Source organism: Paenibacillus sinopodophylli (assembly GCF_005930355.1).
In the GTDB taxonomy this organism is placed as follows: Bacteria; Bacillota; Bacilli; order Paenibacillales; family Paenibacillaceae; genus Pristimantibacillus; species Pristimantibacillus sinopodophylli.
The window spans coordinates 148,207-166,762 of the sequence record NZ_VDBO01000009.1; the positions used below are offsets into that span (position 1 = coordinate 148,207).

17 protein-coding genes are annotated in these 18,556 nt (G+C 45.4%); 4 read left to right on the forward strand and 13 right to left on the reverse strand.

What is annotated here, in order from left to right; all coding sequences use genetic code 11:
* Positions 1–3: 3 nt before the first annotated feature.
* From FGT79_RS23725 to FGT79_RS23770, 10 genes are all read right to left on the reverse strand, one after another.
* Positions 4–1,029 (reverse strand): efflux RND transporter periplasmic adaptor subunit, encoded by a 1,026-nt coding sequence (locus FGT79_RS23725; protein WP_171056410.1) that lies wholly within the window; start codon positions 1,027–1,029, stop codon positions 4–6.
* A complete protein-coding gene (locus FGT79_RS23730; RefSeq protein WP_138755369.1) occupies positions 1,013–1,705 on the reverse strand; it encodes an ABC transporter ATP-binding protein in 693 nt (230 codons plus the stop codon). Before FGT79_RS23730 ends, FGT79_RS23725 begins: the two co-directional genes overlap by 17 nt.
* 149 nt (positions 1,706–1,854) lie before the next feature.
* Complete coding sequence (locus tag FGT79_RS23735) at positions 1,855–2,802, reverse strand: AEC family transporter (RefSeq protein WP_138755323.1); 948 nt, start codon at positions 2,800–2,802, stop codon at positions 1,855–1,857.
* 84 nt (positions 2,803–2,886) lie between these two features.
* Positions 2,887–4,770, reverse strand: a complete 1,884-nt coding sequence (locus FGT79_RS23740) for an ABC transporter ATP-binding protein (RefSeq protein ID WP_138755324.1) — start codon at positions 4,768–4,770, stop codon at positions 2,887–2,889.
* On the reverse strand, positions 4,745–6,508 hold the full coding sequence (locus tag FGT79_RS23745) for an ABC transporter ATP-binding protein (protein WP_138755325.1): 1,764 nt from the start codon (positions 6,506–6,508) through the stop codon (positions 4,745–4,747). The genes FGT79_RS23740 and FGT79_RS23745 overlap by 26 nt, the downstream gene beginning before the upstream one ends.
* A 33-nt stretch (positions 6,509–6,541) precedes the next feature.
* Positions 6,542–8,368, reverse strand: a complete 1,827-nt coding sequence (locus tag FGT79_RS23750) for an ABC transporter ATP-binding protein (RefSeq protein WP_138755326.1) — start codon at positions 8,366–8,368, stop codon at positions 6,542–6,544.
* Entirely contained in the window at positions 8,365–8,988 is a 624-nt protein-coding gene (locus FGT79_RS23755; RefSeq protein WP_138755327.1) for a PadR family transcriptional regulator, read from the reverse strand. The genes FGT79_RS23750 and FGT79_RS23755 overlap by 4 nt, the downstream gene beginning before the upstream one ends.
* Before the next feature lie 261 nt (positions 8,989–9,249).
* Positions 9,250–9,435: a YezD family protein gene (locus FGT79_RS23760; protein ID WP_138755328.1), complete on the reverse strand. Its 186-nt coding sequence runs from the start codon at positions 9,433–9,435 to the stop codon at positions 9,250–9,252.
* A gap of 347 nt (positions 9,436–9,782) precedes the next feature.
* Entirely contained in the window at positions 9,783–11,270 is a 1,488-nt protein-coding gene (locus FGT79_RS23765) for a methyl-accepting chemotaxis protein (RefSeq protein ID WP_138755329.1), read from the reverse strand.
* Positions 11,271–11,320: 50 nt separating this feature from the next.
* Entirely contained in the window at positions 11,321–11,899 is a 579-nt protein-coding gene (locus FGT79_RS23770; RefSeq protein WP_138755330.1) for a hypothetical protein, read from the reverse strand.
* 425 nt (positions 11,900–12,324) lie between these two features.
* On the opposite strand from FGT79_RS23770, the gene FGT79_RS23775 reads away from it, so the two are divergent.
* Together FGT79_RS23775 and FGT79_RS31340 are read left to right on the forward strand one after the other, a co-directional pair.
* Complete coding sequence (locus FGT79_RS23775; RefSeq protein ID WP_138755331.1) at positions 12,325–12,684, forward strand: YtxH domain-containing protein; 360 nt, start codon at positions 12,325–12,327, stop codon at positions 12,682–12,684.
* 1 nt (position 12,685) lies between these two features.
* Complete coding sequence (locus FGT79_RS31340) at positions 12,686–12,826, forward strand: hypothetical protein (protein WP_171056411.1); 141 nt, start codon at positions 12,686–12,688, stop codon at positions 12,824–12,826.
* Positions 12,827–12,895: 69 nt separating this feature from the next.
* Here the strand turns inward: FGT79_RS31340 and FGT79_RS23780 are convergent, their stop codons facing one another.
* From FGT79_RS23780 to FGT79_RS23790, 3 genes are read right to left on the reverse strand one after another with little or no spacing between them, the layout of a single operon-like run.
* Complete coding sequence (locus tag FGT79_RS23780) at positions 12,896–13,678, reverse strand: sigma-70 family RNA polymerase sigma factor (RefSeq protein WP_138755332.1); 783 nt, start codon at positions 13,676–13,678, stop codon at positions 12,896–12,898.
* Positions 13,675–14,115 carry an anti-sigma B factor RsbW gene (gene rsbW / locus FGT79_RS23785; protein ID WP_138755333.1) on the reverse strand — a complete coding sequence of 147 codons (441 nt, stop codon included), beginning with the start codon at positions 14,113–14,115 and terminating at the stop codon, positions 13,675–13,677. Before rsbW ends, FGT79_RS23780 begins: the two co-directional genes overlap by 4 nt.
* Before the next feature lie 39 nt (positions 14,116–14,154).
* Positions 14,155–14,583 (reverse strand): DUF948 domain-containing protein, encoded by a 429-nt coding sequence (locus tag FGT79_RS23790; RefSeq protein ID WP_171056412.1) that lies wholly within the window; start codon positions 14,581–14,583, stop codon positions 14,155–14,157.
* 255 nt (positions 14,584–14,838) lie between these two features.
* On the opposite strand from FGT79_RS23790, the gene FGT79_RS23795 reads away from it, so the two are divergent.
* Complete coding sequence (locus FGT79_RS23795; RefSeq protein ID WP_138755335.1) at positions 14,839–17,598, forward strand: response regulator; 2,760 nt, start codon at positions 14,839–14,841, stop codon at positions 17,596–17,598.
* The gene (locus FGT79_RS23800; RefSeq protein WP_246096584.1) at positions 17,595–18,455 is read left to right on the forward strand and encodes a CheR family methyltransferase; all 861 of its coding nucleotides are present in this window, start codon (positions 17,595–17,597) and stop codon (positions 18,453–18,455) included. The genes FGT79_RS23795 and FGT79_RS23800 overlap by 4 nt, the downstream gene beginning before the upstream one ends.
* Positions 18,456–18,556: the final 101 nt, after the last annotated feature.

Genomic DNA, 18,556 nt, shown 5'->3' on the forward strand with positions numbered 1-18,556 from the left:
TCATTATTGCAGCACAACGATTGCGCCTTCCTCAAGACCTTTCGTAACTTCCATTTCAGTCGAGCCTTTAATGCCCGTCTCAATGTCAATTTCACGAATTTTATTGCCATCCTCCAGCGTTCTGACGAATGTTCTGCCAAGGAAGCTGCGCACTCCGCTGCGTGGAATAATTAATACATCATCACGCTGCTGCAAAATGATTTTGACATCGGTAAACGCTCCAATTCGCGCATCGCTGGGTACTTCATCCAACTCGATAAACAACGTCTTGGAATAGCGCTCCTTCAACTGCTCGTTCATGGTCGCAGGTGCTGATGAAGGAGTCTGCACGACTTTCCCCTGTACCTCTTGCGAGCCAAAGGTGACGAATGCCGGATAACCGATATCTATGCCGGTAATCTCCGCCGCTGATTCGACCCTTAACGCAACACGAAGCTTCGAAGGGTCCGAAACGATGACAAGCGTCTGATAAGCCTCTACGAAATCACCTTCCTTCAGCTCCTCTACAAAGGTAACTTGCCCATCTATGCCCGCAACCAGCTGCTTGCTGTTGAAGGCTTCCATAAGCCGTTCAAGCTTCAAAGCCTCAATCTCCATCTGGAGCTGAGCAATGTCTATCGCATCGCTGTCCTCACCTAATTTAGCTTGCTTATAAGCGAGCTTCGCCCTTGCAACAGATAGCTGCTGCTCCTTCAACTGAATATCCAATCCATCTACATTCAGTTGAACGAGCACATCACCCTTCCTCACCTCCGTACCTGAAGTAACCATCATCTTTGCGATTCGCCCGCCTTGGCCTGTAAATTGCGCAATTTCGGAGCTCGTCGATTCGAGGCTTCCATTTCCTTTAATCTCTTGCGTGATGGTTCCCTTCTCTATCGTTACCGTTCGGTAATTTTCTTGTGCAGGTTTGACGAGCGGAGGTTTCAATGCCTCCTCCTCAGCAGGAAGCAGTGAGCAGCCTGTAAGAGAAGCGCCAAGAAGCAGCGCGAAGGTCCAGCCTAAAAGCGGTTTAAGCCTTTGCGACAATTTGTCCATCCTCCAATTCATAAACATGGTCAACGATTTCCATAATGGCGGGATCATGTGTCGTCATAATGATGGTCATACCTGCCGTTTCTACCAAATCACGAAATACTTTCATGATTTGCAGTCCAGTTCGTGTATCCAGCTCAGCTGTCGGCTCATCGGCAAGCAGCAGCTTAGGTTTATGGGCAATCGCTCTCGCTATTGCCGTTCGTTGCTGCTCACCTCCAGAGAGCTCGAAGGGACGATGATGCATGCGTGATTTCAAGCCGACCTGCTCCAGTGCTTGTATAGCCGCTTCCTTCCGTCCGCTTGCCGGCATACCGGAAACTCTTAATATAAATTCTACATTCTCATAAGCGGACATAAGCGGAATCAGTGCGAAGGATTGAAAAATAAGTCCCATCTCCATGCGCCGCACCGTGTCCCTCTCTTGATTCGACATCGCCGTCAAATCACGGCCATCGAACTTAATTTGTCCTTCGGTCGGTCGATCCAGCGCGCTCAATAAGTTAATAAGTGTCGTTTTTCCGGAGCCTGACCTTCCTTTGAAGGCGATCAGCCTGCCGCTTGGAATCGCTAAATCAACGCCCTTCAATACGGTTACCGCGGCATTTCCCCGCCCGAACGTTCTTTTTAAAGCGCTTGCATGAATCATATCACGCGTGACAGGCAGCATAGCGGCGAAACCCTCCGTTTCCAATCAAACATTTCCATATTAACCGCTTACAGTTATATATTCTTCCATTTTACTCTCGCTCTAGTTGATGTACAAGTATAAAAAATAAGCCTATCCGATTAGATTTACTAGTCAGATAGGCTTCGCATTCAGCCCACATCCAGCTGCAGAAAGAAGATGACCGCTGTAACCGTAATAATACTCAAAATTGTAGACACAAATACCGATTGCGAGGCGAATTCAGCCTCATTGTCAAACTCTACTGCAAGCAGGACGCTGCTTAGCGAGGTAGGTACGGCGGAGGAAACGATGAGCGCTGCTGCGGTCAGCCTGTCAATCGGCATCGCATAGCCCATTAACCATACGATCAGCCAAGCGAGCAATGGGCCGGCAATCAACCGAAGCATACCTGATAGACTGACATCAATAAGTAATGATCTCTTGATCTTCCACTCCATATTGCCAAGCTGGACACCTAATGTAATAAGTGCTGTTCCGATAAAGGCAGAGGAGAGATAACTGATCGGCGTAGCCAGCGGCTGCGGTATTTCAATCCCAAAGCCTCTTAACATAAAGGCCAGCGGAATAACATAAATGATCGGCATAGATAGTATCGTCCGCCATATCGCCCTCATATCTGCTTTATGCGCGTTGACGTTGTATATGCCGTACGTATTGGGCACGAGCGATTGCACCATCATAATCAACACTTGGATGGCAAGCGTCTTCTCGTTTCCGGCAAAAGCAAGCTGATTCAACGGAATGCCATAATTTGCGCTATTGTAGAAAAGCACGCTGTTGCGCATTGCACTCTTCATGCTTGGAGCGTAACCTCTCATCCGAATAACCGCTTCAACGATTAAATATTGAGCAACCATAAACAGTAGAAAAAAGAACATGATTTTGCCGATTAACGAAACGGAAATATCCGTTTTATATAGCAAATCGAACATAATGGCCGGAGAGAACAAATAAAAATTAAGCTTGGACAACGTTTTGATATCAAGCTTGAACGCCCTCTGTATCATAATGCCCAGGCCAATCATAATGACCATCGGGAGCACATTTGTCATTAAGATATGAAAGAAAATATTCATTGCTTCATCTGCTTCCTTCTATTAAATAGTAGGAGTGAAGAACCGTCAGTTCGACCCAGCGCCCTCTTCACTCAATTTAACAGCCTACACCGCGACATTGCCCTGCGAATGGTCATACAGCTCTTTGTAATGCCCATCATGCTCAAGCAGCTCCTGATGGTTGCCCTGCTCTACAATTTCACCATGGCTCATGACGATAATGCGGTCAGCCTGCATAATGGTAGACAGACGATGTGCGATGACAATCGTCGTCCGATTCTGCGATACGATCTGCAGCGCATGCTGGATCAACTGCTCAGTATGCGAGTCCAAATTTGCGCTCGCCTCATCCAATATAAGTACCTTGGGCTTAAACACAATAATACGCGCAAAGGATATGAGCTGACGCTCACCTGCCGAAAGTCCGCTGCCACGTTCAGACAGCCTCGTGTCATAGCCTTCCTTCAACTTATTGATAATCGTATCCGCTCCGACAAATTTGCAGGCCTTTATTACTTCTTCTCTGGATATCGATTGATCGAACATTCTAATATTGTCGATAATGCTGCCCGAATAGAGATACGGCTCCTGCTGCACCAAACCAACCAGCCTGTGCAGCGTTGCTTGCGGAATGTCTCTCACATCCGTCTCATCAATTAGAATGCTGCCTTCCTTCACATCGTAGAAGCGGCATAGAAGACTAATCAGCGAGCTTTTGCCTGCTCCTGTCGTCCCCACCACGCCAATAAGCTCACCAGAATTAATATGCAGGTCCAAATCGCGAATAATCGGTATTCCCTCCTCGTAAGAGAAGGAAATACGGTTGAAGTCGATCCGGCCCTTTACTTGCTCTAAGCTGAAATTGGACAAAGAGGCTTGGCGCTCATTCTCATCTTCGTCCTGCTCTTCTTTGCGAAGATCGACATGCGCCAGCTCGCGATCCGTTACATCTGGCTTATTCGCGAAGACGCTCCAAATTCTCGAAATGGCTACTGTCGCGGACTGCAAAGTATTCCATTGCTGTGTAATCGTATTAATAGGTTGGAAAAACTGCCTGATGTACGTAATGAATGCATACAGCACTCCGAACTCCAACTGATGTCCCAGCACGGCATTCCCGCCAATCCATGTCACGAGCGCAATCGATAAATTGCTCAAAATATCGAACGTCCGGCCAAACACGACATTCGTACGAATTTCTCTAAGGTTCGCCTGAAAGTACTGACTGTTGCGTTCATTGAACTGCTTCTCCTGTTCCTTCTGCTGATGGAATACCTGCACCAAGTTCATGCCTGACAGGTTTTCCGCTACGAAAGCGACCATTCGCGACAATCTCGTTCTTGCAAGCTGATAAGTCGTACGTATGAAGGAACGGAATGCAATTGCAATTGCCCATATGATTGGAAGCAGGATCAAGCAGTACAGCGCAAGCTTGGTATCCAAATGGAACATCATCACGATAATGAATACCAGCGTCAAGCCATCGCGAAACAGGCTGAGCAGTACTTGACTGAAAAACTGGTTGAGTGCCTCGGTATCGCTTGACACATGGATTATGAGACTCCCGCTCGACATTCGGTCGAAATAACGCATCGATTGCTTCAGAATATGTCCGAAGAGCTGCTTGCGAATGCGCGATACAATGCTTTGACCAATACTTTGCAATATATTTCCTTGCAAATACGTGAAGAGCAAACTCGATAACGATAGCCCTAAGTAAACGGCACAGATCGTGAGCAGACCTTTATAGTCATTTTTACCGGACATTAAATTGTCGTCAATCGCGATTTTCATCAAGAAAGGCTGTAGTAAATCTGAAAGAATGGCAATTAGCGTACAGCAGATTACAGCGATAAATCCCCATAAATGTGGTTTAGCATAGCCGAATAATGTCCGAAATGCCGATACGTATTCTGGCTTCTGTTCCGGCAGCTTAGGACCACCCTTCTGATCTGACTGCCAATTATGAATAGCTTGTGCCGGTCGCATGCTGGCTTCCCTCCTCCTGTATCGCATGAAGCGTTGCATAGAGTCCTTGCTGCGCGAGCAACTCGGCATGCGTTCCCCGCTGTACGATAACGCCGCCATCCAGCACAACAATTTCATCGGCATGCTTAATTGCGCTTATACGATGCGCGATGATGATCGTCGTTTTCCCATGCCGCTGCCTTTGAATCGCTTCAATAATATCCTTCTCCGTCACGGCATCCACCGCACTGACGCTGTCATCCAAGATCATTATCTCGGCATCCTTAATCATGCCCCTTGCAAGACTCGTTCGCTGACGCTGTCCGCCTGACAAGGTCAAGCCACGTTCGCCGAGCCGCGTGTCGAAGCGATTCGGCAAATCCGCGATATTATCATAGATCTGAGCATGCCTCGCGGCAGTCTCAACTGCTTCAAGCGGCAGATCACGATTCGAGAAAGCAATATTTTCTTTAATCGTCGTACTGAACAGGAAACCGTCCTGCGGGACGTAGGCAAGTTGGCTGCGCAAGCTCGACAGTGTCAGCTCTCTCACGTCGGTCTGCCCATATCGAATGGCTCCTGGAGGCGGATCTAGCATCCGGAGCAGAAGCTTCATCAAAGTTGATTTCCCGCTGCCCGTGCGGCCAATAATACCAAGTGTAGTACCAGCTTTGACGTTCAGATCAATATCCTTCAGTACGGGATTCGAGCCTTGTTCATAGGCGAACGTCAGACCTTGAATCGCAATGCTGGCTTCAGTCAAATCCATTTCCTTGGCATTCTCAAGCTCGGCAATATCCGGCTGCTGCGAGAGCAGCCCGTTCAATCGCTCTAGAGAAGCCCGCGAGCGCTGAATCGTGTTGATCACATTGCCGATCTGCTGCAGAGGATTCATCAGCATTCGTATATAAAGAGTCAAAGCGACGAAATTACCAAGTGAAATTTGCTTCGTAATCGTTAAATAACCGCCGAAAGCAAGTGCTACGACTAGCGCTATCGCGCCAAGAAACGGAATCAGCGCTTGAAAGAAGGAAGAAACTCGCACCAGTCTCAGCTGGTAATGCTTAATTTGATCCACTGTTTTACCGAACCGTTCATTCATAATCGATTCTACTGCGAATTTCTTCGTTACCCGTATGCCTCCGAATTGCTCTTCCGCTGTCTCGGTCATCGTGCCTAGCGCTTCCTGCACAGCCATTGATCTTCTTCGAATGATCGGGCCAAGATACACGACGATGATTGGAATGAGCAGCAGTGGCAATACCGACGCCACGATTAAGTAATATGGGATGTCGCTCAGAATCATCATCACAATCGAAGCGATCAGCAGCATTGTCGCATTCGCCGTTGCATTGAATCCCATGGAGATCGATTCGCGAACAGCTGTAACATCATTCATGAAATAGCTAAGCAGCTTGCCGACTCCGTTCTTGGAGTAGAAGCGCTCGCCCATTTCCGTGAAATGCTTGAATAAACCCTGGCGAACTAGATATTCAAATTTTCTGCCCACGTACATCACCAGATACAGTGCTATTCCGTTGAATAGCACATGGCCAATCCCGATCAGCAGGAGCATTAAGCTGTAATCAACAATCAGATTGCTTGTTAGCCCGTTCCCTTGCAGCTTATCCGTGAACTGACCCAACACCTTAGGGAAAAAAACGTTAATTAAATTAGAGACGAAATGAAAGATTAAGGAGAACAGGTATAACGGCCATGTTTTCCGAAAAAAATCTGCCAGTATTCGTTTTGGTTTCAAAAAACAATCACTTCCTACATTGAAGGATTTGTGTTACGTTTTGTCCGTTTGTGGAAACTGAAGCTCATACAGCTGATTGTAGCGCCCTTCGAGTCGAAGCAGCTCATCATGCGTACCATGCTCGACGATTTGGCCTTTCTCCAGAACATAAATACAATCAGCTTTCTGAATAGTGGACAGCCGATGGGCAATAACGAGGCAAGTTCGCCCCTTCAATAGCTGTGCCAACGCATCTTGAATATGCTGCTCTGATTCCGTATCGAGCGAGGCGGTCGCTTCATCCAAAATGATAATCTGAGGATTTTTCAGAATGGCTCTCGCTATCGAAAGCCGCTGCTTCTGACCGCCGGACAGCTTTACACCCCTCTCTCCAATCTGCGTAACATAGCCATGTGAGAAGCTATCAATGAAACCTGCTGCATTCGCCGCTTCCGCCGCAGCCATCACTTCAAGGTCCGTCGCATGCAAATTTCCATAGCGAATATTCTCAGCAATTGTACCGTTGAACAATATGATATCCTGCGATACGATTCCGATTTGCTGCCTTAACGAGGCTAACGTAATATCCTTGATTGAATAACCGTCAATCGTTATTTCCCCAATCTGCGGATCATAGAATCTAGCAATAAGATTTGCAATTGTTGTTTTCCCCGAACCCGATGAGCCGACAAGCGCAGTCACTTTTCCGGCTTCGAGCTCCAAGTGAAAGTCTTCAAGCAGTGTTGAATCGCTGGAATAAGCAAAGCTAATATGATCGAAAACAATATGACCGCTCACTGGAGGAAGAACAGCCGCGTATTGTTTCTCGATAATTTCCGCTTTCGTGTTCATGACCTCCATAATTCGCTCGTATGCGGCTGCCGATTGCTGAACCGTATTCATAATGCGGCTGAAATGTCGGATCGGATTTTGGAGTAAGCGCAAATACGCGATGAATGCAACGATTGTACCGACTGTCATTTGCTCCTTCATCGCCAGCCACGCTCCGAATACAAGCACAATTGCAAGACCAAGAAAGTTTAAAAAATCAATAATAGGCTCATAAGCAGCTCGTATACGGGTTACTTGAATATTCGCATCCCTGTTTTTCTGAGTTCGCTGAGCGAAACGCTCCGACTCGAACTCCTCCGTAGTAAATGCTTTGATCAACCGAATGCCGGTCAACGTGTTCTGAAGATGGTCACTGACATCAGCTACCGATTCTTGAACGGTGCGGAACGAGGAACGCATTCTTTTGCCAAAAATTTTAGTTGTGAGCAGCATGAACGGAAAAGTTGCAAGCAACATTAGTGTTAGCTTCCAATCGATCCATAGCATATAAACAGCAATTGCCGTAAACGTGAAGAAGTCGGTAAATAACTGCATCATACTTGAGGAGACCATCTGCTGAAGGATACTCACGTCATTCGTTACGCGCGACATTAGGTCTCCAGTTCGGTTCCGGTCAAAGAAGGCTACATCCATGCTTTGCATATGACGGTATAAATCATTGCGAAGATTATAGAGCACTCTTTGGCCAACTGAGGCCATAAGCGATGTGCTTGCATAACGGAGTGCGCCAAGCGCAACAGCTGCACCCAACACTCCGCCACCGATGAGCAGAAGCTTATTGAACAAGTGATTAGGAATAATGTGATCAATCGTATAGCGCGTTAGCTGCGGGACAATAAACTCAAGCAGCGAAATGGCTATGACACATAGAACCGCACCGATCAGCAAAGGGAGTTGTGTCCGCGCGTGCGTGTAGATCCTCACGAACATATTGAGAATGCTGGCAGGCTTCGCCTTCTCACCCGTTCCGAATTTTCTTACGCCTGCATTCGGTCTAAAGGTTGACGCAGGGCTGTGATGATCGCTCATAAGCCGTCATCCTCTGAATCAGCTGCAATTTGACGAAGCGACAAGCGCAGCTGATCAAGAATATTTCGCAGCTGAGATGCCTTTCTGCTGTCACTAACAGCGGCCCGCTCCGCCGCCTTCAGCAAATGCAGCAGCTCCTTGCCTGCAGGCGTTAGCCGTCGATTCGGCTTTTGGTGGCCGCATGAATCTCCTTTATGGTGATTATGAGAACATTCTTTATGATGCTCGCATGAACCTCCGTTATCCTTTCGAGAGTGCCGTTCGTGCCGATCTGGCTGTGCAGTTGGGCTCTCCTTCTCCTCCTGCAAATAAACACGTCCACTATCTGTAATTTCAAAAATTTTCTTTCCTTCCAGTTTGGAGGAATCTACCAAGCCTTGATCCCGCAGCATTTGAAGCGTTGGGTAGATTGAACCGGCGCTCGGCTTATAGGTGCCTCCGGATTGCTCCTCGAGCGCCTTCATCATTTGATAGCCATGCATGCTTTCTTGCTCCAACAGCTCAAGCAAGGCATATTTCACGCCGCCTCGGCTAAAAAAACGTCTCCCGGAGCCGTTTGCGTCTCTTCCATGCTCATGTTGTAAAAACAATCTTTCCTCTAGCTGCCATTCATCTCGCATGACATACTCTCCTTCGTTAACGATATATCGTATTGAATAAGATTCTAAACGATATATCGTTAACTTGCAATAACGACATGACTAACATCCCGTTTTCGCATGAAAAGCTGTCGATATAATGATGTATGCTTTTATTTCTCCATGACAAAAACCAGTAAATAGTCGTACTTTACTGGTTGATATCTATTTTAGTATCGTTTTTGGGCAAAAAAAAAGAGACATCTCTCCAAGCATGTCTCCGGTTATCCGGTTGATAGCTATTTACGATCTTTGTCGCTTTGCGGAAGAAGGGGATTTCTCTGTATCAAAGCGGCTGCGTTCGGTCCGATCGATTTGTACGATTTGGCCATTATGAATCGTGATTTGAACCACGCCATACTGTACACCTGCCAACTGCTCCTTAATTCGATTCAACCATTCATCTGCAACCTCAACCGTTCGGGACATAATAGTCATCCTCTCCAAAGTATTGTTTTGAATCTGTAGAAAATAAAGGAGACGCACGTCAAACGAAAGAAGCTTCGATTGGCATGCGCCTCCAGTTATCTAGTGGGCGCAACTTGCACAGCCTATAGCGGTTATCATGCCATAAAGGCTCATACAAGCAACAATATTTATTTCCGACTAATTCAATAGGATAAATTTAATTTAACATGTTGCTTTTCATTCGTCAACACTTATCCAACGAATTATGCAGCATTTTTTTAGAATCAAATAAAAAAAGTGCCAGCGTTACAAGCAAGACTGCTTGATCTTGCTGCAGTCCCGCTTTTGCTTGGCACTCCTCCTCCTGTTTACACTGCTTTATTATCCGCAAGCTGCTTGAGCTCAACCAGTAATTGATCAAGCTGTGCATATTCCTCGACCATTGCATTGATTTTTATATCCTGCGTCTCCATGCTCGCATGAACCTCTTCCACAGAAGCCATGTTCTGCTCCGTTGTAGCAGCGATATTAACCATTTCATCCGCCATGCTCGAGTAACGGCTATGAAGCTCATTAGCAGAGCTGCCCACCACATCGGAGTGGCGTTTCACAAGCTCCGTATTGTCATTAATACGGTCAATAAGCTGCTCTACCTGCTTCGATACATCGCGGCTAGTCGTAACTGCTGCTTGTCCGCTCTCTACCTGCTCATGCACGGCGCTAATTTGATTCCGAATATCGGATAAAATATCTGTTATTTCTTTCGTTGCGATTCTCGAATTGTCCGCAAGCTTTCTAACCTCACCGGAAACGACCGCGAAGCCGCGGCCATGCTCGCCTGCACGAGCCGCTTCGATCGCAGCGTTCAGTGCAAGCAGATTCGTCTGCTCGGCAATATCACTAATCGTGCTGACAATCGTGCTGACCCGATCATTCTGCTCATTAAGCTTCGTCATCATTTCGACCGTGTCTGTTATAATCAAGCGCACGCTCTCTACTTCTTTGGACAACGCAGCCATTTGCTCACGGTTTTGGACGGTCAGTAATGCATTATCTGCCGAGTATTGCTGCAATTGCTCCGTACCCGTAAGAAGCTGCTTGACTGAATCGTCAATCACCTGTGACGATTCGCTAATTGTCAGAATGGTTCCGGTCTGCTTCTCTATCGCAGCCGACATTTCGGAGAACGTTACCGTTACCTCCTTGGAGATTTCCCCTGTCGAGCGCACTGTAGTCTGCTGACTGCTGCTGAATTCCGATAATACCTTAATGGAGGAATTAAGCTTGGCAAGCAGTGCTTCTGCCATATCTTTGGAGGCCAATGCCTCACGCTGCCGGTCCGTCACTTGCCGCTGGAGCTTGCCGCTGAATCCGGCAGAGAAGGCGAGCGCAACCGTTGCAAAGATTAAGTACAAATACAAATACACGAGAGATTCATTCGGGAATAGCTTAGGCTGAAGCTCCGGATCCAGAAATAAGTAGGTGCTTAATACGGCTCCAAGTACCCCTGTAAAAATGATAGGCTTATGGTCGGCATACAACGTAATAATGGCAAGATTCACGTAAACCAGGAAATAAGTACTTACAATGGGATTCGGATCAGATAGAATTAACAAGCTTACAATAATCGTTAGAATAAACGGAACGAAGTACTTAATATAGGCAGTCAAAATTCCTCGATATGTCATAACAGTAGCTGCCCCGCACAGAAATGTACCGACTCCAGTAAGCAAGAGAACCATATTTGCCCCAAGCCCGATAGCAAGATCAGTTGCGATCCCAAGAGCCAGCAGACTCCACAGGATTTTTATTAGCAATCGATTACGCTTGTCTAGTTCTGTTAGTTCTTTTTTCACGACATTTCCGCCTTTTCTGATTAAACTATTTGCTGCAGGGACATAGCTGTTTAGCTATTTCCTGCCCCTCCCGTAGCACTTGCGACAAGCCGTTTGTCCCCGGGATAAACAAGCCAATCATAGCGCTCTTTGTTGCGGTACATCTGCTCCATATCGAATAGAACGGGAACAACGTCATCGCCCTTGTAAAATATTTTCTCGCCCACCTTTTCCAGAGGAACTCGGTACGAAATGCGAAGCGCACGCATAAATATCGGTTCAAGCAGCGAAACGAAATATTTCAGCTGCAACTTCTCTGCAATATAAACGGCCGACGAGAGCAAATCTGAAAGATAACGGCCTCGATACGGGCTTAGCAGCGCCATTTTGTCTATTTCTGCAACCGCATTGCCTGCTTCAATAACCTTTTGATTCGTTTGAAAAGGCCAAACTTCGTTGATGACGCTCGAATGTAAGCAATATGGCTTAATTTCAGACGTTCCTACATAATGCCCTTCTTCCGTAACTACGATGAATCTCTCAAGAGTATGGTTAGAAAACTCAAGTTCAAAGCCTTTCTCCATCCAAACTGTCGTCCAGATACCGTTAAACATAGCCATCTCCAGCTCGTTCTCCACTCGTTTAAACATGATATCTCTCCCTATCTCTCTAATTTCTCGAAGGTTTCTACGAAGTCAGAAATATGCAGGCAACCTTTTTATCGGTTTATTTGACTCAAATATTTAACAGTTTTACATAAATAATAGATAGAAGAATACAATCTGCAGCTTAGGAACTTGCTAGGTTCTCTTATTAATCGATAAAAAAACTCCTTTATCCGTATGGTATACATATTATTTCTCTTCTGCTCTGTGCGCGTTATGTGTATCCAGACCTCGTTATTCCTAGTAAATAAGTATGAATTTGAAACAAATCGTAGCATCTATAATCGATTATTGTCAATACTTTCCTATTCTATTTGTTTCAAAAGTCATCCTTTCGTTTATATATAACTAAGAAATCCATACAAGTTGATCATCCTGATCGACAAATAAAAATCGAGGAGAGATGACAAATGTCACGAGAAAACGCTAGTAATGGTGTATTGGTAGGAGCAATTGTAGGAGGTGCCATTGGTGCTATTACGGCTCTGCTGTTCGCACCGAAATCGGGCACAGATCTTCGAGAGGATTTGGCGGACAAGTTCAAAGCGATCAGTGACAAAACGAAGGATATTGCAACGACTGTCGGCCATACAACAAAAGATTTGGCAGCTACAGTGGGACAGAATACGAAAGATTTGGCCGTTACGATTAAAGACGAAGCTGGCGATTTGATCGATCATGCCAAACAGTCCAATCAAGCGATTATGGACAACCTCTCAACCAAAAAGGACGAAGTAAAAGAAGAGCTTGCCGCCGCTGGGAGGAAATAATATGAAGGCCGAACTTGAGACAACAACAAACTCAATGGCCCCTACTTCGGAAGAAATGATTAAGCTCGGCGAAGAGATGAAGAACATGGATACGAACGCAGAGGTTATCGAGAAAGGATTGGTTCCCGATCCTGCTCAATAATTACATTGAAAACACCCTCTCCATCCAAGTGGAGAGGGTGTTTTCTGTGTTAAAAAAGATATAAAAACATTACATACCATATTCCGGCTGGTGGTCGGACAGGAGTACCTTGAGCTTCTCAATCGCCCGCTTCTGGATACGGGAAACACTCATTTGGGACACGCCTAGCTGGTCTGCAATATCCCGCTGTGACTTGCCGTTGTGATAAGCGAGCAGGAGCACCGTCTTCTCCTCTGTTTTCAGTTGATCAAGTGCTTCCTCCAGATCGAGTCGATGATCAACGTTCTGATAATCGTCTTTGTCTGAGCCGATGAGATCGCCTATTGTAGCCGCACTATCCCCCTCGTTTGATAACGGAGTATCAAGTGAAACATAATGATAAGATTCACGGCAAGAGAGCACCTCGATTGTTTCTTCCACCGAGAGGCTCAAATAGGCAGCGATTTCTTCCATTTTAGGTGAATGTCCGAGCTCCACAGTTAAGTGGTCAATAGCCTGCTGGATCAGCAGGCCCTTCTCTTTAATTCGTCTTGGCACCTGGATATACCAAGATTTATCACGCAAATAATTTTTCAGGTGGCCGATGATACTTTTCATCGCATAGCCTTCAAATGGAATTTCCCGCGAGCTGTCGAACTGCCTGAACAAACGCAGCATAGACAGCTGGCCAACCTGATACAAGTCTTCATAAAGATCTGGTCTGCTCCTTGACATTTTGGAGGCAGCCATCTTAACGATCGGCTCATAGTGCTGAAGCAATTCTGTCGCAATATCATTGGAATTTGTCTCTTGATATATTTTCATCTTTTCAATCGTTTCTTTCGGATTCAGGAAGGATGAATTCGCGTTCATGCCATCTCCTCTTTCCTACCAATTAGCTTGGTGAGAATGACCTCTGTACCTCTCTCGGAGAATACCTCAACCTTGTCCATTAATGCATGCATCATGAACAGCCCAAGCCCTCCAGCCGTTATATCGCTAAGTTCCTTATTATGAAGCGTAACGGACTTTGTATCTGCCGGTTCATAGTTAAAGCTGCTTCCTTCATCCTTAATACGAATGGAGATACCTTTATCTTCAATCTCAAAGCTCAACTCTATGATGCCGGGCTGTGCATTGCTATAAGCATGAAGCACCACATTCGTACACGCTTCCGTGACAGCTACCTTCATATCTTCGATCTCCTCATAGGAGAAACCTGCTTTATTCGCAATGCCAAACAATGTAAGTCTTGCTATATCAACAAACTCTGCTCTTGCAGGTATCGTCAAATGGATGAATGAGTTCATAGTGTCTTCTATCCTCTCTTGTATATTCCTATTTGTAGCTCATATTTTTTTAACCTTATTCCACACTCTAATCGTAGATATGACTCCGTCATAGATAGAACTGAGTATTCTAGGCTCGTCCGTCTGCTTCCTTTCATGCCCCTTAATTGTAGCCACGACGCTTGCAGCTGATTCCTTCGCAGCTCCAGTAAACGAATGCAGCGCATGTCCTAAATCGTTCACCGAAGCAAACAATATGTCGAGTGAGCTAAGCTTTGTTCTCACATCCAACGTCATCGCATTCGTGTTTTGGATGGCCTCCTTTACCTCAACGCTGATTTGTGTAACTTCTGCTCGGAGCGAGCCAACCGTCTGACGCATCTCATCCAGTGCACCTCGCAATACCTTCAGTGTTTGAATGAGAGAGTACAGAAGGACTAGAAAAGCAATTGCAATCACTGCAATACTAATTTGCATAACCATATCCATTCTCATCACTTCCTTTTTTCATAAGTTACCCGCTCCCCAGCTGTTTGAAACAAGCAATGTGCCGGTGCAAGCGTAAACGGTTGATGCCGTCCTCTGGCAGCTACACGTTTCGCATAAAAAAATAGAGAAAGTCGGCGAAATAATTTACTTTCCTATATTGGAGCATATCGGAATGAAATTGTCCTTTACGTCATTCATGTTATAATGATAGGAACTCTCTAAAACTAATGAATGATCTAAAAGGAGCCTAGCAAATTGCGCAATCTACGATTAAATATTCGCTGGAAAATACTAATCGGCTATTTCTTGATTATATGTTTCGTCGGTGTTTCCATTCTGATCGTCAGCAGCCGAATATCATCCCTGCAGGGCGAGATTGAAACAATTACCACTCGCGATATTGAAGTTCATAATTTAATATCCATGATTAGATACAACGCAATAAGCATGGAGACAAGCCAGCGCGGCTATGTCATTACGGGAACTGATAACTATCTGGATCCTTATAATCGCGGGAAATCGGAGTGGGAAGCGAATTATAATGCTCTCTATCAGTATTTATCTTATGACCCGTCTTCCATCAAAAGCTTGGAAGAAATCAAGCTGACCATCCAGAACTGGATTACGGAAGCAGGAGAACCGACGATTGCCATGCGCAAAGCGAATAATACGCAAGGCATCATAGACTTCTTTAATGAGGACACAGGCAAGCAGCAAATTGATGACCTCCGAGCTCAATTGGAAAACCTTCGCCAAAAGGAAGTAACTGCCACTAAAAATCATATTGTCGAACTAAAAAACCGAAATGACATTCTTATAATCAGCTTATACTTGATGCTCATTATCGTATCGATTATTTCGTTCATTATCGTGTCCTTCGTATCTGGTACAATCGTCAAAACGATTAAGGACGTTGTGAAAACCATTACAGAAATAGCCTCCTCCGGAGGAGACTTATCTACAAGAATTACAGTTAATACGCATGATGAGATTAAAGATCTTGCTGATGCAACCAACAACCTGCTTGAAAATCTTAACGACCAATATTGGATACAAGAAAAGGTTGCAGAGGTTGCCACTATGAATCAAGGCATTAATGATGTTGAAACATTGGCAGGCTCATTCCTTACTAAGCTTTCACCTATACTTAATGCAGTATACGGTGTGTTCTATATCCGCACTGGTAACGGAGACAGTCAGAGGCTTGTAAAATGCGCCTCCTATGCTGCATCTGACGAAGAAATAGGTCATGGCAGCTTCCGTCTTGGTGAAGGCTTAATTGGTCAAGCTGCACTTGAGAAAAGGACCTTTTTGTTAAATACAGCACCAGGCCATCGGATCAATCTCACTTCAGGACTTGGCAAGATGGAACCAAAAAGCATTCTAATTATTCCTTTCGAATTCGAAGGCAAAGTAGCTGCAGTGGTGGAATTTGCTTCTGTAGAATCCTTCACCTCACAGCATCTAAAGCTGCTTGAGCAGATTGAAAGCCATTTCGGCGTTGCGATTAACAGCGTTCAAGGACGCATGGAGGTCGAGAGGCTGCTCAGCGAATCGCAAGTGATGACTGAAGAGTTGCAAACACAAACGGAGGAATTACAAACACAGTCCGAGGAGCTGCAGATGCAGCAGGAAGAAATGCGTATGACTACCGAGCATTTGGAAGAGCAGAATCTGTTCGCCGAGCAGAAAACGAAGGAATTGGAGAAAGCGAAGGAGGAACTCGAAACGTACTCGGAGCAGCTCCGTCGCAGCTCGCAGTACAAATCAAACTTCCTTGCCAATATGTCGCATGAACTTCGTACACCTTTGAACAGTATTCTCATTTTATCTCAGATGCTTGCCGAGAATGAGAATGAAACGCTAAGCACAGAAGAAGCCGCTTATGCCAAAGTCATTCATACCTCCGGCAACGATTTGTTAACACTAATCGATGATATTCTTGATCTATCCAAGGTCGAGGCAGGTAAGATTATATTGACGATGGATGAAGTGAACGTCAGTGAAATACCAGAGCATATGAATCTACTCTTCAGCCCCGTAGCTGAGACTAAAAACCTGACATTCCACATACAGCTTGACTCTGATGTGCCGCAATTGCTCTTTACCGACGGACAGCGGCTGCAGCAAATATTGAAAAACCTACTTTCTAATGCGTTCAAATTCACAAAAAACGGTTCGGTAAGTTTGACGATTGAGAACGCCAGTCTTGAAGACATTCAGAAGCACATACCCGAGCATACCGGCGATCATGTACTAGCCATATCAGTTGCTGATACCGGAATAGGCATCCCTGTAGATAAACAGCAGCTAATATTCGAGGCCTTCCAGCAGGTAGACGGGGAGACGAACCGTCAATACGGTGGTACAGGTCTAGGCTTATCCATTTGCAATGAATTTACGAAGCTGCTGCGCGGGCATATCATTATTGATAGTACACTTCATAAAGGGAGCGTCTTTACACTATTGGTCCCAAGCCTCCCTGACATGGAGAAAGAACAGCTTGTCTTCCTGAATCAAGAGATTGCAGCGACAGCAGAGCGTCCACTTGAAGCAGCCGCCGTTGTCTCGGCACCTGATGTTGCCGATTATACGGTAACGAACAGCACTGATTATGAAGGCCCGTTGTTCAAAGGTAAAAACATCCTGCTCGTAGAGGATGATTCGCGTAATATATTTGCGCTTGTCAAGGTGCTTGAGAACAAAGGTATGAACGTCACCGTAGCAAATAACGGCAAGCAATGTTTGGAAATAATCGAGAAGCGAACAAACTTTGATTTAATTCTGATGGATATTATGATGCCCATTATGGATGGTTATGAAACGATGAAGGCGATCCGTCTGGATCCAACCCATAAGCATACTCCTATTATTGCGTTGACTGCCAAAGCTATGAAGAGCGACCGTGAGAAATGTTTGGATGCCGGCGCTTCTGATTACATTAGCAAGCCTCTAAATATGGACCAGCTCTTCTCCCTGATGCGGGTATGGCTGACGAAGCAGGTGGGACATTGAGTCAATCTTGGAGTGAGGATTCAGAGAGCATAGAGGAATTATCGTATAGCGAGCTTGAGCAAATCGAAATAAATTTGCTCTTAGATGGCATTTATCATGCCTATGGCTGTGATTTCAGAAATTACTTACGAACCTCTATCCGCAGGCGTATTCAGCACCGCATGAACCTTGAAGGTCTGAATACGATTACGTCTCTGCTCGAGAAGGTGCTGCATGAGCCTGGATTTATCGATAAGCTTCAGAATGATTTCTCGATCAAAGTAACCGAAATGTTTCGTGATCCCAGCTTTTTTGCCGCCTTCCGAAGCGAAATTGTCCCTCTTCTTCGTGGGCTGCCCGAAATTCGAATATGGCATGCTGGCTGTGCCACTGGGGAAGAGGTTTATTCTATGGCTATCCTGCTACTGGAGGAAGGACTCCTAGATAAAACCAAAATATATGCAACGGATATGAACGAACATGTTATCGATAGTGCCAAGCTAGGAAAATTCCCGCTGAAACGCATGCAGGCCTTTACAAAAAACTATTTGCATGCAGGCGGCAATAAGGAATTTTCCTCCTATTATACAACTGATTCCGAGCATGCCATGTTCCACTCAGACATCAAGAAGAACATGACGTTTGCTCAACATAATTTGGCAACGGATCGTTCCTTTAATGAATTCCACGTTATTTTGTGCCGCAACGTGCTTATTTATTTTGACCCGCATTTGCAAAATCGTGTGCATGATTTGTTTTTTGAGAGCTTGGCACCACACGGCTTCTTAGCGTTAGGCAATATGGAATCCATTATCTCCACTCACAAAACCCAATATGAGGATATAAATGCATCCGAACGAATATTCAGGAAAAATTAATGCTTCTCAAGCTTTAACACTCTCGATCCATTCCGCCCTATTGAGACGAAGTACGCAAAAAAGGAAATGACGTCCATACGTCATTTCCCTTCTGTGTACAC

Excerpts from the sequence above, each read along its gene's own strand:
- FGT79_RS23750 (WP_138755326.1), bottom strand. The coding sequence starts at position 8,368 with ATGAGCGATCATCACAGCCCTGCGTCAACCTTTAGACCGAATGCAGGC.
- FGT79_RS23780 (WP_138755332.1), bottom strand. The coding sequence starts at position 13,678 with ATGAACGCGAATTCATCCTTCCTGAATCCGAAAGAAACGATTGAAAAG.
- FGT79_RS31340 (WP_171056411.1), top strand. The coding sequence starts at position 12,686 with ATGAAGGCCGAACTTGAGACAACAACAAACTCAATGGCCCCTACTTCG.
- FGT79_RS23790 (WP_171056412.1), bottom strand. The coding sequence starts at position 14,583 with ATGGATATGGTTATGCAAATTAGTATTGCAGTGATTGCAATTGCTTTT.
- FGT79_RS23760 (WP_138755328.1), bottom strand. The coding sequence starts at position 9,435 with ATGTCCCGAACGGTTGAGGTTGCAGATGAATGGTTGAATCGAATTAAG.
- rsbW (WP_138755333.1), bottom strand. The coding sequence starts at position 14,115 with ATGAACTCATTCATCCATTTGACGATACCTGCAAGAGCAGAGTTTGTT.
- FGT79_RS23730 (WP_138755369.1), bottom strand. The coding sequence starts at position 1,705 with ATGCTGCCTGTCACGCGTGATATGATTCATGCAAGCGCTTTAAAAAGA.
- FGT79_RS23740 (WP_138755324.1), bottom strand. The coding sequence starts at position 4,770 with ATGCGACCGGCACAAGCTATTCATAATTGGCAGTCAGATCAGAAGGGT.
- FGT79_RS23770 (WP_138755330.1), bottom strand. The coding sequence starts at position 11,899 with ATGTTTAAACGAGTGGAGAACGAGCTGGAGATGGCTATGTTTAACGGT.
- FGT79_RS23755 (WP_138755327.1), bottom strand. The coding sequence starts at position 8,988 with ATGCGAGATGAATGGCAGCTAGAGGAAAGATTGTTTTTACAACATGAG.
- FGT79_RS23735 (WP_138755323.1), bottom strand. The coding sequence starts at position 2,802 with ATGAATATTTTCTTTCATATCTTAATGACAAATGTGCTCCCGATGGTC.
- FGT79_RS23775 (WP_138755331.1), top strand. The coding sequence starts at position 12,325 with ATGTCACGAGAAAACGCTAGTAATGGTGTATTGGTAGGAGCAATTGTA.